Raw genomic sequence first — 15,029 nt, forward strand, 5'->3', positions numbered from 1 at the left:
ACCCTATGACCCGTCGGCCGCTGGCACACCGGTTCCTCATCCCCTCTTTCGCCCTGCTGCTGAGCGTCGCCGTCTCTGAAGCCGCCCTGGCGCAAGCCGAGGCGGCTTCGGCGCCTGAGGCTGCCCCTTCCAGCGTCGCAGCGCCCAAGCCCGTCAGCCATGCAAGCAAGCCCGCACCCAATGCCGGCGGACGCTGGCAGGGTTTGGCGGCGAGCTACCAGCGCGTGCTCGCGCCCCTGCAAAAGGACTGGGACAGCCTGGACCCGGCCAGCCAGGGCAAGTGGTTGGAAGTCGCCGGCCGCTACGGCACGCTGCCGGCCGAAGAGCAAGCTCGCATCCAGCAAAGAATGGGGGAATGGGCTCACATGACTGTGGCGGAGCGCCAGCAGGCCCGCTTCGGCTACAAGGGTGTCCAGCAGATCAAGGCCGATGACCGCCAGGCCAAATGGGAAGCCTACCAATCGCTGCCGCCTGAGCGTCGGCAGGAACTGGCTGACAAAGCAGCACTCAAGGTCGCCCAGAAGGCCAGCGCGCCGGCCACAACGCCCGGCGCTGGTGCAGGCTCCAAGTCCAATCTGGTGCCCGCCGCCCCGGCCACGCCCACTGGTCGCCCGGTTGCGCCGTCGGTGCTGCAAGCCAAGCCCGGCGCCACCACCGTGCTGATCACGCAGACGCCTACGCCCCCCCGCCATCAAATGCCTGGCATGCCCAAGCTGATCGCCGACCCGAGCCTGGTCGATCCGAAAACCCTGCTGCCCAAGCCCTCCTCGGCCCCTGCGCAATGAGCGAGCCGACCCCAAGCCTGCCGGGCATTGCCCGTCGGATGGCCTGCTTTGTCTATGAAGGCCTGCTGTTGTTCGGTGTAGCCGTCGTCACGGCTCTGGTCTTCTCACCGCTCGTTGGCCAACGCAACGCCATGGACTACCGGGTAGGCTTGATGGCGGTGGAGGCCTTGGGCTTCGCCTCCTACTTTGTGTTTTTCTGGACCAGGAGCGGCCAGACGCTCGCCATGAAGACCTGGCACATCAAGGTGGAGCGGCTTGACGGTTCGCCACTGACCTTCGCCCAGGCCTTGGCGCGCCACCTCCTGTCCTACGCATGGTGGCTCTTGCCGGTCATGTCGACCCTGCAATTGCGTCAGCATGGTCTGGGAATGGCCGCCGTCCTGTGCGTTGGCACGCTCGGCGTTCTCGCCTACGCGCTGCTCGCCAAGGTCTTGCCGGGCCAACAGTTCTTGCACGATGTCGTCTGCGGAACGCGCCTGGTCACCCAACTCCCAGTGAAGCGATGAGCAATCCACACAAGGGCCGCACCGGCATCGACCGCATCATCCACGCGGCCGGCTATTCGATGGAAGGCCTGCGCGCCGCGTACACGGGCGAGAGCGCTTTCCGGCAAGAGACCTGGCTGTGTGTCGTTGCGACGCCCGTTGCCTTCTGGCTGGGGCAAAGCTGGGTCGAGATCGCTCTGCTGCTGGGCTGCCTCGCGCTGCTCCTGATCGTGGAGCTGCTGAATTCGGCGGTGGAGGCGGCCATCGACCGCATCTCGTTCGACCGTCATGAACTATCCAAGCGCGCCAAGGACATTGGCAGCGCTGCGGTCTTCATCGCGCTGACGCTGTGCGGCGGCATCTGGGGCACGGCGCTGTGGCAGCGCCTTGCCCAATAGGGCCTTAAACGGCCGCTTCGTCCGTCTCTCCGGTGCGGATGCGCACCACTTGCTCCACCGGCGTGACGAAGATCTTGCCGTCGCCGATCTTGCCGGTCTTGGCGGCCTTCAGGATCGCATCGATGCAGCGGTCGACCTCATCGTCCTTGACCACGACCTCGACCTTCACCTTGGGCAGAAAGTCGACCACGTACTCTGCACCGCGATAGAGCTCGGTATGACCCTTCTGGCGTCCGAAGCCCTTGACCTCGGTGACCGTCAGGCCGGAAGCGCCCACCTCGGCCAGCGCTTCGCGCACTTCGTCAAGCTTGAAGGGTTTGATGATGGCGGTGATCTGCTTCATGGTGCTGCGCTCCGGCAAATGGCTGTGTGTTGACCCTGATTTAAGCACGGAACCTGGACGTGATCGGGTAGCGCCAGTCGCGTCCGAAGGCCCGGTGCGTGATGCGGATGCCCACGGGCGACTGGCGGCGCTTGTACTCGTTGAGCTTGATCAGCCGCGTGACCCGCTCGACGTCGGCAGCGGCATAGCCGGCCGCCACGATGTCGCTGATCGAGCGGTCTTCTTCCATGTACATCGCCAGGATGGCATCCAGCACCTCATAGGGCGGCAGGCTGTCCTGGTCCTTTTGATCCGGACGCAATTCAGCCGAAGGCGGCCGCGTGATGATGCGCTCGGGAATGACTGGGCCGATGGTCCCGTCTGCCCGCTTCGTCGGCTGTTGGTTCTTCCACGTGGCGAGGCGGAACACCAGGGTCTTGGCCACATCCTTGATCACCGCGAAACCACCGGCCATGTCGCCGTACAGCGTGCAATAGCCGGTCGCCATCTCGCTCTTGTTACCGGTAGTCAGGACAATGGAGCCAAACTTGTTGGACAGGGCCATCAGGAGCGTGCCGCGGATGCGTGCCTGGATGTTCTCCTCGGTGGCATCGAGCGGCAGGCCTGTGAACTCGTCAGCCAGCGTCGCGTTGAAGGCCTCGAACATCGGCACGATGGATTTTTCGTCGTAGCGCACGCCCAGGCGCTCGGCCATGTCGCGCGCATCAATCCAGGAAATATCGGCCGTATAGGGCGACGGCATCATCACCGTGCGCACCTTGTCTGCGCCCAGCGCATCGACGGCGATGGCCAGCACCAGGGCCGAGTCAATACCTCCGGAAAGCCCGATCAAGGCGCCCGGGAAACCGTTCTTGCCGAGATAGTCGCGCACGCCGAGCACCAGGGCGCCCCAGACCTGCGCTTCCAACTCAGGCACCGGCACGAGCTCGCCGGAAGGCGTCGCTTGTGCGTCGAATTCGATCAGCGGCATCGCCTCTTCGAACATCGGAGCGCGCGCGGCCACGCGCCCATCGCGGCCCACTGCGAACGAAGCGCCATCGAAGACCACCTCATCCTGGCCGCCAACCAGATGCGAGTACAGCAGGGGCAGCCCGACATCGCGCGACCGCTCAGCCATGCGCTGCTCCCGCTCCTCGACCTTGCCAACGTGGAAAGGCGATGCGTTCAGCACGCACAACACTTCGGCCCCCGCCGCCTTCGCTGCGCGCGCGGGCTCATCGAACCAGGCGTCTTCGCAGATCAGCACACCGAAGCGCCGACCCTCGACCTCAAACACCAGCGGCTCCTCGCCCGCGTCGCGGCCCGAGACGAAATAGCGGCGCTCGTCGAAGACCTGGTAGTTCGGCAACTCGCGCTTGCAGTACGTGCGCAAGACCTGTCCCCCTGCCAGCAGCGAGGCCGCATTGAAGCGGCGCAGCACGCTCAGGCTGCGCGACCTAAGATCGCCCTCGCGTTGATACGGATGACCGACCACGACATGCAAGCCCTCACAATCGGCCAAGGCCGTCGCAATGCCTTTCAAGGCCTCGTCGCAGGCTTCGATGAAGGCCGGGCGCAGGAGCAGGTCTTCTGGCGGATAGCCGCACAGGCTCAGCTCAGGCGTGAGCAGCAGGCGAGCGCCGGCCGCATGCGCGCGACGGCCCCATTCCACGATCTTGCCGGCATTGCCTGCGAGGTCACCGACGGTGACATTGATTTGCGCCAGCGCGACTTTCAGGGACATGGATGAGGGCATGAAAACTAGGCCAGAGAATTATGTCATCCGGGTTCAAGCCGACCCGGGCGAATTGGCAATTCCTGCATGGAACGCCTTGCTTGCAACGCAGGCGCAGCCCACGCCCTTCATGCGGCTGGAGTACCTGCAGGCGCTGCACCAATCCCGCAGCGCCACGGCGGACACCGGGTGGCAGCCGCAGTTCATCGGCATCTGGGAAGGCGATGAGCTGCTGGCGGCCTGCCCCGTCTGGTTGAAATCACACAGCTACGGCGAGTATGTATTCGACTGGGCCTGGGCCGATGCCTACCGCCGTCATGGCCTCGAGTACTACCCCAAGCTGCTGGTGGCCGTGCCCTTCACGCCGGTACCGGGCAGCCGGCTGCTGGCCCGCAATGAAGAGACGCGCGCCCTCCTAGTCCAGGCCCTTCAAGCGCTCGCGGAACAGCAGGGCCTGTCGTCCATCCACCTGCTTTTCGGCGCGCCACAAGACCATCAGGCCGCCACCGACCATGCGTGGCTGCAACGCGAGGGCGTGCAGTTCCACTGGACACAGCGCGTGCCCGAACCCTTCGTCGATTTCCAGGACTTCCTCGCCGCGCTGCAGCGTGACAAGCGCAAGAAGATCCAGCAGGAGCAGCGTCGCGTGCGCGAGGCCGGCGTGAGCTTCAAAACCCTCGAGGGCCCGGCAATCACTGAACAGGCTTGGGACTTCTTCTACCACTGCTACCAGCTCACCTACAGAGCGCACCACAGCACGCCCTACCTGACGCGAGATTTCTTCCGCCTGATGAGCGAAACGATGGCGGCAAACTGGCTGCTCTTCATCGCCATGCGTGATGGTGTGCCGATTGCGGCGTCACTGCTCGCGCTGGACCCAGAGCGCGGCGCCGCCTTCGGCCGCTACTGGGGCGCCATCGAGCAAATCCCCTGCCTGCATTTCGATGCCTGCTACTACCAGCCCCTGGCCTGGTGCATCGAGCACGGCTACCGCCGCTTCGAGGGCGGCGCCCAGGGCGAGCACAAGATGGCGCGCGGGCTCTTGCCGGTGCCAACGCAGTCGTCACACTGGCTGGCGCATCCCGACTTCAGTGATGCCGTGGCCGAGTTCCTGGCTCGGGAGGGTCAGGCCATGCGCGGCTACGTGAACGAGCTGGAAGAGCACCAGCCCTTCAAGGCTGGAACCAGCGCCCAGAGCCCGAAATAGAAAAGCGCCCTCGAGGGGCGCTTTGACGTTCAGGGCGAAAGCAGATCACTTCTGCTGCGTCTTCGCGTAGTTCTCCAGGCCGGCGACGATCTCGGCCCTGGCCGACTCGGGGCCTTCCCAGCCCTGCACCTTGACCCACTTGCCAGGCTCCAGGTCCTTGTAGTGCTCGAAGAAATGCTGGATGGCCCTCAGGCGCATCTGGTTGATGTCTTCGGGCTTCTGCCAGTGGTCGTAGATCGGCAGGATCTTCGATGTGGGCACGGCCAGCAGCTTGGCGTCGCCACCGGCTTCGTCATCCATCTTCAGCACGCCGATGGCGCGGCAGGTCACCACCACGCCCGGGGTCAGCGCGAAGGGCGTGATCACCAGCACGTCGACCGGATCGCCGTCGTCCGACAAGGTGCGCGGGATGTAGCCGTAGTTGCACGGATAGTGCATGGCCGTGGTCATGAAGCGGTCGACGAAGAGTGCGCCGCTTTCCTTGTCCACTTCGTACTTGATCGGATCGGCGTTCATCGGGATCTCGATGACGACGTTGAATTGCTCGGGCGCCTTGGCGCCGGGGGTCACGTTGTGCAGGCTCATCGCGGTTCTTCTGTAATGCCAGGGGAAACCCGAATTCTACGGTGCCCGCTTGCCCTGTCCTGACGCCGCGCATTCCCAATCTCGTTTACCCGCATTTCGCTGGTAAATACGCAGCCCGCAAAACGGGCCCCTTCCTTAGCATGCCCCGAGCGACCTGGCGGCCCTCTGACTTGGGCGGAATGGCTGCAGGCGTGAATTCACAACGGCAGAGACAACCGAGGAGACATGTACATGTCGACAGATGTAGCGCTGTACTTCGCGCTGGCCTGTGGCGTCGCCGCAGTCATATATGGCTTTGTTCAACGCAGCTGGATCCTGAGTCAGGACGCTGGCAATCCCCGCATGCAGGAGATCGCAGCTGCGATCCAGCAGGGCGCCGCTGCTTATCTGGCACGCCAGTACAAGACGATTGCCATCGTCGGCGTCGTGCTGGCCCTTCCGATCGCCTACTTCCTGGGCATGACCACCGCCGTGGGCTTCGTCATCGGCGCGGTTCTTTCGGGCGCCTGTGGCTTCATCGGCATGAATGTGTCGGTGCGGGCCAATGTGCGCACGGCGCAGGCCGCCACCAAGGGCATGGCGCCGGCCTTGAGCGTTGCCTTCAAGGGCGGCGCCATCACCGGCATGCTGGTCGTGGGCCTGGGCCTGCTGGGCGTCGGCCTGTTCTTCTGGCACATCAGCGAGGGCGGCAAGCACATCGACCCGACCACGCTGAAGCCTCTGCTGGGCTTTGCCTTCGGCTCGTCGCTGATCTCGATCTTTGCCCGTCTGGGTGGCGGCATCTTCACCAAGGGCGCTGACGTCGGCGCCGACCTGGTGGGCAAGGTGGAAGCCGGCATTCCCGAGGACGACCCGCGCAACCCCGCCGTGATCGCCGACAACGTCGGCGACAACGTCGGCGACTGCGCCGGCATGGCGGCCGACCTGTTCGAGACCTATGCCGTGACCCTGATCGCCACGATGGCGCTGGGCGCGCTGATGGTCGCGGGCGCAGGCACGATCAACGCCTTGATCTATCCGCTGGTGCTGGGCGGCGTATCCATCCTGGCTTCCATCATCGGCTGCAGCATGGTCAAGGCCTCGCCGGGCATGAAGAACGTGATGCCGGCGCTCTACAAGGGCCTGGCCGTGGCAGGCGTGCTCTCGCTGATCGCGTTCTACTTCATCACCACCGCGCTCTTCCCGCAGGGCCTGACGCTCGCCAGTGGCGCCATGGTTTCGGCCAACGCTCTGTTCGGTGCCTGCGCCGTCGGCCTGGTGCTGACCGCCGCGATGGTCTGGATCACCGAGTACTACACCGGCACGCAGTACAAGCCGGTGCAGCATATCGCTGAAGCCTCGACAACCGGCCACGGCACCAACATCATTGCCGGCCTGGGCGTCTCGATGCGCTCCACCGCCTGGCCGGTGCTGTTCGTCTGCGTGGCCATCCTGGTGGCCTACCAGCTGGGCGGCCTGTACGCCATCGCTGTTGCAGCCACCTCGATGCTGAGCATGGCCGGCATCGTCGTGGCCCTGGACGCCTACGGACCGATCACCGACAACGCCGGCGGCATCGCCGAAATGGCCGAGCTGCCGGACAGCGTGCGCGCGATCACCGATCCGCTGGACGCCGTGGGCAACACCACCAAGGCCGTGACCAAGGGCTATGCCATCGGCTCCGCCGGCCTGGCTGCCCTGGTGCTCTTCGCCGACTACACCCACTCGCTGGAAGGCCGCGGTTTCTCGGTGGCGTTTGACCTGAGCGATCCGAACGTGATCGTGGGCCTCTTCATCGGCGGCCTGATTCCCTACCTGTTCGGTGCCATGGCCATGGAAGCCGTGGGCCGCGCAGCCGGCTCGGTGGTGGTGGAAGTGCGCCGCCAGTTCCGCGACATCAAGGGCATCATGGACGGCTCGGGCAAGCCCGAATACGGCAAGGCCGTGGACATGCTGACCACGGCGGCGATCAAGGAAATGATCGTGCCTTCGCTGCTGCCCGTGGTCGTGCCGGTGATCGTCGGCCTGGCCCTCGGCCCGGCAGCGCTCGGCGGACTGCTGATGGGCACCATCGTGACCGGCCTGTTCGTGGCCATCTCGATGTGCACCGGCGGCGGCGCCTGGGACAACGCCAAGAAGTACATCGAAGACGGCCACCATGGCGGCAAGGGCAGCGAAGCCCACAAGGCTGCCGTGACCGGCGACACCGTGGGTGACCCGTACAAGGACACGGCCGGCCCGGCAGTGAACCCTTTGATCAAGATCATCAACATCGTGGCGCTGCTGATCGTGCCGCTGCTGCCGATGACGGCTGCCAACACCAAGGCGGCTACGCACGAGCCGGTTGCGGCCACGGCCAGCGCGCCTGCGGCCATGGAAGCGGCTTCCGCACCGATGGCCCCGGCAGAACCCGCTTCGGGCGCCTCGCAGTAACCAGCTGTCGCCTGATCCGAACCGAACAGCCCCTTCTAGGGGCTGTATCTATTTCTGGGCCCTTGTTCTCAGGTGAAAATACGACCCATGTCCTGGAGAGCCCTGCGTGATGAATGAAGGCCTGGCCCTGTCGCGCCACGCGCTGGCTCGCCGCCAGAATGCGCTGGCCGACATGCGCCGCTACCTGACGATCCAGGAACAGGACTTCCAGCTGCTGCGTGCCACGCTCCTGCAGTTCATGCACCGCTACCAGGGCGAGCTGGGCTCGCTCTATCAGGAGCTGGAGCATGTCGAGGGCCAGCTGCAGCGCATCGTGCTGGGCCTGGGTGGCACCGACATCGCGCCACCCCCGAAAATAACCCACGCCGCCATGCCGGCACTGGCCTCGCCCTTGCCGCCTCCGCCGGGCTTGCCGCCTGAGCCTGCCGCCTCCGGCGCGCCTGGCGAACCGCCGAGCTTGAAGCAACTCTACCGGCGTGCCGCCATGCGTCTGCACCCTGATCGCGTGCTCGGCGAGCCTGATCGCCAGCGCAGCCTGGTCAGCATGATGGCGGTCAACGATGCCTATGCCCGCGAGGATCGCCAGGCACTGGAGAACCTCCTGATCGCCGCCGGCGAAGACGCCGTACGTGTGACTGGCGAGAACATGCAGCCGCGCCTCGACTGGCTGCGCCGAGCCGAGCACATCGTGCAGGAGCGGCTGGGCGTCGTGCAGCTACGCCAACGGCAGCTTCAGGAGCACCCTCTGAACCGGCTCTGGCAGGCCGTCAGCAAGGCCGAGACCAAGGGCCTGCGCCCGCTGACGGTGATGGCCAACCGCCTGCGCACCCAGATCTCGGAGCGCCGCCGCGAACTCTATATCGGCCAGCGGCTGCAGCCCGGCACCGCCCTGGCGCAGAGCTTTCTGAGCGAGCGCCGCACCCGTCTCGAGGCCTGACTCGCGCTCGCCTCAGGCGTCGCGCGGGTCGCCCTGCAGATAGTGGCCGAAGACCTGCTGGAAGGCTTCGGAACTACGGTCACCCAGCTTGCCATCCTCGCGCAGAAAGATGCCTGGAAAGCGGTTCAGGAACTGCTGCAACTCCAGCGCACCCGGCAAGACCTTGGCGGGCGAATAGCGCAGTGCCGCGCTGCTCTTGGCCAGCGCCCTGGCCAGTTGGGCGTCGTTCGCGGTTGAGGCGAACGACGGCGCATCGACCAGCCCCAGCTCCGCCAGCCGGCGCAGCAAGGCCGCCGCCCCCACCTGCTTGCTGACCGCCGTGGGCGACCAGGTGCCGTCAGCCACATACTTGCCGCGGCTGTAGTGGCTGCTCATGCTCCACAGGTAGGGCGATTTGCACTCGGGGTGGTAGCTGCGATAGCCCCAGCCGTTGTAGCCCTCCCATTTGTAGAGAATGCCCGGCACACTCCAGTCGGACCAGCTGTCGTACCTGTCCAGCCGCAAGGCGTCATTGGCGCTCTGCTCCCAGGTGAACGGCGGCGTGCCAACCTTGGGCCGGCCGGCGGGCACCTGCACCGTGCGCTCGGCCAGAGGATCGCCGTTGTGCAGATGGCGCTTGAAGTCGAGCCCGCCTTCCATCGCATGCAGGACGGCCACCACGTACCAGGGAATGCCAAGCGGGTCGGCAACGCCGCGATAGCGGGCCTCAGCATTGCGCAGTTGCTGCGTCATCTGATTCACGAGCGCCTGGCGCTCGGGCAGGATCTGGCAGCTGTCGAACAGCTGCTGATACTCGTTGCGCAGGGCTGTGGTCAATGCGGGCATGTCGCGGGCTCCAGGAAAGTCCGGCAAGCATCGGCCAGCCCGGCCCGGGCGCGCATCCCTAACTCACGGGTGGCTCGGGCTGCTTCACTGCACCTATCGCTCGCCCTGCCGCAGCTGCAGGGCCTGCAGTTCCTCGGCCGTATTGGCGTTGGCAAATGCGGCCGCATCTTCGAACATCACTTCGACACATTCCTGCGCGCAGGCCCAAGCCTCGATCTTGCGTCGACCGCTGACCACATAGTCTTCGAGGCCGGCCTGCACGCTGGCCTTCATCAGGCAGAACACCGGCTGACGCTGCACCTTGCCACTTCCGTCGCGAGTGACAACCATGGCAATCTCCGCACCAGCCTCCTGCAGCGCACGTGCCAGGCGCGCCACCATGTCCAGAGGGAAGTTCGGCGTGTCGCAAGGCACGGTGGCCAGATAAGGCGTGCGACAGCGGTCCAGGCCGCTCAGAAAGCCCGCCAGCGGGCCGAGGAAGTCTGCCTCAGCGTCGCTGCAGACCGGCACACCAAAGCTCGCATAAGCCTTCAGGTTGCGATTCGCATTGATCAGCAAGGGGCCGACCTGAGGCGCCAGTCGGGCCAGCGCGTTCTGCGCCAGCGTGTGCCCGCGGAAGGGCAGCATGCCCTTGTCCACGCCGCCCATGCGGCTGCCCTGGCCGCCGGCAAGGAGGAGACCGGTAATCAGCGAAGGATCAAGTCCGGTTGACATGGTTCAGAAGCGCTGCAGGCGATCTTGTACAACAGGCCCAAGAAGGAGAAAAGGGCCTGATGCTTGCACATCAGGCCCTTCGGATTTCTCGCTATTCAGTGGTCGGGACGGCGGGATTCGAACTCGCGACCCCTTGCACCCCATGCAAGTGCGCTACCAGGCTGCGCTACGCCCCGACTGAAGAGCGAGAGTATATACGATTTTTTCGCTCCCTCAGAGGAGCAGCGTCTCGCGAATCGCCTTGAGCTCCTGCCGGAGCTGGCCCATCGACATCTGCTCGCCGCTGTGCGGTGCCGCCACCTCGACAGGTTCGCCGAAATCGGCATCGGGCTCGAAGTCCTGCAGCGCTTCCATGCGCGCGGCGCCCAGATCGGAGAGCTGATTGCGGGCCCCGCTGATCGTGAAGCCCTGGTCGTACAGCAGGTCACGGATGCGCCGGATCAGCAGCACCTCATGATGCTGGTAGTAGCGCCGGTTGCCGCGGCGCTTCATTGGGCGCAGCTGTGTGAACTCCTGCTCCCAGTAGCGAAGCACATAGGGCTTCACGCCGCACAGCTCGCTCACCTCACCGATGGTGAAGTAGCGTTTGGCTGGGATGGCTGGGAGCGCTTTCTCCATTGAAATCAAGGGCTTCAGGTTGGGAGGTCAGACTCTACTCGAAGTCTTCCCCGGCAGGTGCATCGCCTTGTACCTGGGATTTCAACTTGTGGCTGGCGTGGAACGTGACCACATTGCGCGCCTTGATCGGGATCGATTCGCCGGTGCGCGGGTTGCGGCCCGGGCGTGGCGCCTTGCGACGGATGTTGAAGTTGCCAAAGCCCGAAAGCTTCACATCGTCGCCACGCACCAGGGTCGCATGGATGATGTCAAAGAAGGCTTCGACCATGTCCTTGGATTCACGCTTGTTCAGGCCGAGCTTGTCGAACAGCAGGTCGGCCAGCTCGGCCTTGGTCAGCGTGGGTGTTTCAAGGCTGGGCAGGAGCACGCTCAACGCGGCGGGCTTGATGTCTTCTTGGTCGTCGCTCATGGTCTCTTGGTCTCCTCCGCTGTTCTCGATCAACCGCGCAGACGTGCGCCGAGCTTCTCACCCAGGGCCGCGAGCACACGGGCCACGGTCTGCTCGATGCGCTCATCGGTCAGCGTCGTCTCTTCGTCCAGCAGTTCCAGACGCACTGCCATGCTGCGCTCCCCGGCCTGCATCTCGGCATTGGCCTGAGCGGGCTTGAACACATCGAACAGCTTGGCGGAACGGACCAGGCCGTCCTGTGCGCCTTGAATGGTGCTGATCAGCGCGTCATGGGTGACCTGCTCGCCAACGATGACTGCGATGTCACGCAACACCGACTGCTGGCGCTGCACGCCCTGCCCCTTGGGCAGGGTCAAGCTCAGCACCGCATCGAGGTCGAGCTCAAACAGCACCGGGGCCGAGGGCAGCTCATAGCCTTGGCGCCACTTGGGATGCAGCTCGCCGACGACACCGATCTCCTGGCCATCCAGCAGCACGCGTGCGCTGCGGCCCGGATGCAAGGCCGGATGCTCTGCGGCCACGAACTGCAATTGGCGCGGCGCAAACAGTGCTTCGAGGTCGCCCTTCACATCGAAGAAGTCAACCAGGCGATCACGCTGCGACCATTGCGATTGGTCCGCAGCTCCCCAGGCCAGCGCGGCCACGCGCATCGGCTGGCGCACGCCGGCGATGCTGCTGTCGCTCTCGACGATGGAGGCGTCACGCAGGAACACACGGCCGATCTCGAACACGCGCACGCGCGGCGCCTTGCGGGTCAGGTTGTAGCGCAACACCTGCACCAGGCTGCCGATCAGGCTGGTGCGCATCACGGCCAGCGGCGCGGCAATCGGGTTCAAGAGCTGGATCGGGTTGGCATTGCCCGCCAGCTCCTGCTCCCAACGCGCTTCGACGAAGCTGAAGTTGATGGTCTCGAAATAGTCGCGACCGGCAAGCGCGTGGCGCAGCGCATGCACCGAGGCACGCGACTCCGAGCGCACCTTGCCCACCACCGGCGCGAGCGGCGGCGTGTCCGGCAAGTTCGGATAGCCCAGCACGCGGATCACCTCCTCGACCAGGTCTTCCTCGATCTGGATGTCGAAACGCCAGCTCGGGGGCGTCACCGTCAGCGTGCCCTCGCCTTCCACGTAGTCGAGGCCGAGGCGCTGGAACACGGTCGCGCATTGGGCCTGGGTCAGCGGCATGCCGATGATCTTGGCGGCACGGGCTACGCGCAGCGTGACCGGCTTGCGGGCAGGCAACTGCGTCGTCTGGTCGTCCATGGGGCCAGCTTCACCACCGCAGATGTCGACGATCAACTGCGTGATGCGCTCGATGTGTTCGACCGTCTGCGCCGGATCGACACCACGCTCGAAGCGGTGACCAGCATCCGTCGAGAAGTTGAACTTGCGCGAGCGGCCGGCGACCGCCTTGGGCCACCAGAAAGCGGCCTCGACGTAGACGTTCCGCGTGTCGTCAGACACGGCCGTGGCGTCGCCACCCATGATGCCGGCAAGCGACTCCACTTGCTTCGAATCGGCGATGACGCCCACCGTCTCGTCGAGCTCAATCGTGTTGCCGTTCAGGAGCTTCAGCGCCTCGCCCTGCTTGGCCCAGCGCACGGTCAGGCCATCGTGGATCTTGTCGAGGTCGAAGATGTGGCTGGGGCGACCGAACTCGAACATCACATAGTTCGAGATGTCGACCAGCGGCGACACCGAGCGTTGGCCGCAACGGGCCAGGCGCTCAACCATCCAGGCCGGCGTCTGCGCTTTGGTATTGACGCCGCGCACGATGCGGCCGGAGAAGCGGCCGCAAAGATCAGCCGCTTCAATGCGCACCGGCAGCTTCGCGTCATGCTTGACGGCAACCGGCGTGAATTCCGGCTTCAGGAGTGGCGAGCCAGTCAGCGCCGAGACTTCCCGGGCGACGCCGTAGACGCTCAGGCAATGCGCCAGATTGGGGGTGAGCTTCAGCGTGAAGAGCGTGTCGTCGAGCTTCAGGTGCTCGCGGATGTTCTGGCCGATGGGCGCATCGGCGGCCAGCTCCAGCAGGCCACCGTGGTCCTCGGAAAGCTTCAGCTCACGGGCCGAGCACAGCATGCCGAAGCTCTCCACACCGCGCAGTTTCCCCTTGCCGATCTGGAAAGGCTTGCCGTCTTCGCCCGGGGGCAGTTCAGCGCCGATGGTGGCCAGAGGAACGCGAATGCCGGCACGCGCATTCGGCGCGCCGCAGACGATCTGCAGCGGCTCTGCGCCTCCAGCGTTGACCGTGCAGACGCGCAGCTTGTCGGCATTAGGATGCTGCTCGGCCGACAGGATTTCGGCGACCACGATGCCATGGAAAGGCGGTGCCACCGGGCGCAGCTCTTCGACTTCCAGGCCGGACATGGTCAGCAGCTCGGCCAGCTCTTGGGTGTTCAGTGCGGGGTTGCAGAAGCTCCGCAGCCAGGACTCGGGGAATTGCATGTTCTGTTCTCTTCAGGCGTTCGTTTGCGGGTTGTTCTTGCGGATCACTTGAACTGACTCAAGAATCGCAGGTCGCCGTCAAAGAACAGGCGCAAATCGTTGACGCCGTAGCGCAGCATGGCCAGGCGATCGATGCCCGAGCCGAAAGCGAAGCCGATGTAGCGCTCAGGGTCCAGGCCCATATTGCGAATCACCTGCGGATGCACCTGGCCCGAGCCCGACACCTCCAGCCATCGGCCCTTCAAGGGGCCGGAGCCGAACATCATGTCGATCTCGGCACTGGGTTCGGTGAACGGGAAATAGCTCGGACGGAAGCGGATGTCCATGTCCGTCGTCTCGAAGAACTGGTGCATGAAGTTCACATAGACAGACTTCAGGTCCTTGAACGAAACGTTCTCGCCAACCCACAGGCCTTCGACCTGGTGGAACATCGGCGAATGCGTGGCATCGCTGTCGACGCGGTAGGTGCGGCCCGGCGCAATCACGCGGATCTCGGGCATGGGCAGGCCGGCATCGATCAGCGCCTTGTGCTTCTTCACATGCTGGACCGCATGACGGATCTGCATCGGGCTGGTGTGGGTGCGCAGCACATGGCCGCCTTCGATATAGAAGGTGTCGTGCATCGAGCGGGCCGGGTGGTCTTCCGGCGTGTTCAGCGCCGTGAAGTTGAACCAGTCGTTCTCGATCTCGGGACCGTCGGCCACATCAAAGCCCATCGAGCCAAAGATGGCCTCGATGCGCTCCATGGCGCGGGTGATCGGGTGCAGGCCACCGGTGCCGCGGTTGCGGCCGGGCAGCGTCACGTCCAGCGCCTCAGCCTTCAATTGGATGGCCAACTCGGCATCGGCCAGCGCCTGGCGACGGGCAGCGAGAGCGGCTTCGATGCCGGTCTTCAAGACATTGATCTCCGCGCCGCGGGTCTTTTTCTCTTCAATCGGCAATGCGGCCAGGCCTTTCATCAGCTCGGTCACGCGACCGGACTTGCCGATGAATCGCGCCTTGGCGTTCTCCAGGTCAGCGGGCGTGGCAGCAGCGGCGAATTCCGCTTGCGCCTGTTGCAGCAATTGATCGAGATCGTTCATCGCGGGGCGATCGTTTCAGTTCGGGAAACAAATAAGAAAAGGCCGAGCACCACAGGTGTTCGGCCTTTAAA

15 protein-coding genes and 1 tRNA gene are annotated in these 15,029 nt (G+C 64.9%); 6 read left to right on the top strand and 10 right to left on the bottom strand.

The annotated features are described in order from the left end of the window. Window positions 1-5: 5 nt before the first annotated feature. Genes ABT392_RS13150 through ABT392_RS13160 form a run of 3 tightly spaced genes read left to right on the top strand, consistent with a single transcriptional unit; the run spans window position 6 to window position 1,668 of the window. On the top strand, window positions 6-785 hold the full coding sequence (locus tag ABT392_RS13150; protein WP_334276290.1) for a DUF3106 domain-containing protein: 780 nt from the start codon (window positions 6-8) through the stop codon (window positions 783-785). Beyond that, window positions 782-1,291 (top strand): RDD family protein, encoded by a 510-nt coding sequence (locus tag ABT392_RS13155; protein ID WP_334276291.1) that lies wholly within the window; start codon window positions 782-784, stop codon window positions 1,289-1,291. Before ABT392_RS13150 ends, ABT392_RS13155 begins: the two co-directional genes overlap by 4 nt. After that, window positions 1,288-1,668 carry a diacylglycerol kinase gene (locus ABT392_RS13160; RefSeq protein WP_334276292.1) on the top strand — a complete coding sequence of 127 codons (381 nt, stop codon included), beginning with the start codon at window positions 1,288-1,290 and terminating at the stop codon, window positions 1,666-1,668. Before ABT392_RS13155 ends, ABT392_RS13160 begins: the two co-directional genes overlap by 4 nt. A 4-nt stretch (window positions 1,669-1,672) precedes the next feature. Here ABT392_RS13160 and ABT392_RS13165 read toward each other — a convergent pair whose 3' ends face one another. Both ABT392_RS13165 and ABT392_RS13170 read right to left on the bottom strand, forming a co-directional pair. Further along, window positions 1,673-2,011, bottom strand: a complete 339-nt coding sequence (locus tag ABT392_RS13165; RefSeq protein WP_233369985.1) for a P-II family nitrogen regulator — start codon at window positions 2,009-2,011, stop codon at window positions 1,673-1,675. Between the two features lie 40 nt (window positions 2,012-2,051). Continuing rightward, on the bottom strand, window positions 2,052-3,734 hold the full coding sequence (locus tag ABT392_RS13170; protein ID WP_395385578.1) for an NAD+ synthase: 1,683 nt from the start codon (window positions 3,732-3,734) through the stop codon (window positions 2,052-2,054). A 10-nt stretch (window positions 3,735-3,744) separates the two neighbouring features. Between ABT392_RS13170 and ABT392_RS13175 the strand changes: the two genes are divergently transcribed. Then, window positions 3,745-4,932, top strand: coding sequence for a GNAT family N-acetyltransferase (locus ABT392_RS13175; RefSeq protein WP_395385577.1), 1,188 nt, complete (start codon window positions 3,745-3,747; stop codon window positions 4,930-4,932). 45 nt (window positions 4,933-4,977) lie between these two features. On the opposite strand, the gene ppa is transcribed toward ABT392_RS13175, so the two are convergent. Continuing rightward, a complete protein-coding gene (gene ppa, locus ABT392_RS13180; RefSeq protein ID WP_395385576.1) occupies window positions 4,978-5,517 on the bottom strand; it encodes an inorganic diphosphatase in 540 nt (179 codons plus the stop codon). 231 nt (window positions 5,518-5,748) lie between these two features. On the opposite strand from ppa, the gene ABT392_RS13185 reads away from it, so the two are divergent. Both ABT392_RS13185 and ABT392_RS13190 read left to right on the top strand, forming a co-directional pair. Next, entirely contained in the window at window positions 5,749-7,929 is a 2,181-nt protein-coding gene (locus ABT392_RS13185; protein ID WP_395385575.1) for a sodium-translocating pyrophosphatase, read from the top strand. Between the two features lie 109 nt (window positions 7,930-8,038). Continuing rightward, window positions 8,039-8,866 (top strand): J domain-containing protein, encoded by an 828-nt coding sequence (locus ABT392_RS13190; protein ID WP_334276298.1) that lies wholly within the window; start codon window positions 8,039-8,041, stop codon window positions 8,864-8,866. A gap of 12 nt (window positions 8,867-8,878) precedes the next feature. Here ABT392_RS13190 and ABT392_RS13195 read toward each other — a convergent pair whose 3' ends face one another. The 7 genes from ABT392_RS13195 to pheS form a co-directional block, all read right to left on the bottom strand. Continuing rightward, complete coding sequence (locus tag ABT392_RS13195; protein ID WP_334276299.1) at window positions 8,879-9,691, bottom strand: hypothetical protein; 813 nt, start codon at window positions 9,689-9,691, stop codon at window positions 8,879-8,881. 93 nt (window positions 9,692-9,784) lie between these two features. Continuing rightward, a complete protein-coding gene (gene mobA / locus ABT392_RS13200; RefSeq protein WP_395385574.1) occupies window positions 9,785-10,405 on the bottom strand; it encodes a molybdenum cofactor guanylyltransferase MobA in 621 nt (206 codons plus the stop codon). A gap of 99 nt (window positions 10,406-10,504) precedes the next feature. Continuing rightward, window positions 10,505-10,581: transfer RNA gene (locus tag ABT392_RS13205), tRNA-Pro, on the bottom strand. Between the two features lie 37 nt (window positions 10,582-10,618). Next, complete coding sequence (locus tag ABT392_RS13210) at window positions 10,619-11,023, bottom strand: MerR family transcriptional regulator (RefSeq protein ID WP_334276301.1); 405 nt, start codon at window positions 11,021-11,023, stop codon at window positions 10,619-10,621. A gap of 34 nt (window positions 11,024-11,057) precedes the next feature. Beyond that, window positions 11,058-11,432 (bottom strand): integration host factor subunit alpha, encoded by a 375-nt coding sequence (locus tag ABT392_RS13215; RefSeq protein ID WP_334276302.1) that lies wholly within the window; start codon window positions 11,430-11,432, stop codon window positions 11,058-11,060. A gap of 29 nt (window positions 11,433-11,461) precedes the next feature. Beyond that, on the bottom strand, window positions 11,462-13,876 hold the full coding sequence (gene pheT / locus ABT392_RS13220) for a phenylalanine--tRNA ligase subunit beta (RefSeq protein WP_395385573.1): 2,415 nt from the start codon (window positions 13,874-13,876) through the stop codon (window positions 11,462-11,464). Window positions 13,877-13,920: 44 nt separating this feature from the next. After that, window positions 13,921-14,958, bottom strand: coding sequence for a phenylalanine--tRNA ligase subunit alpha (gene pheS, locus ABT392_RS13225; RefSeq protein ID WP_334276304.1), 1,038 nt, complete (start codon window positions 14,956-14,958; stop codon window positions 13,921-13,923). Between the last annotated feature and the right edge of the window lie 71 nt (window positions 14,959-15,029).

Origin of the sequence: Paucibacter sp. JuS9 (assembly GCF_044043925.2) — a bacterium.
Taxonomy (GTDB): domain Bacteria; phylum Pseudomonadota; class Gammaproteobacteria; order Burkholderiales; family Burkholderiaceae_C; genus JAUASW01.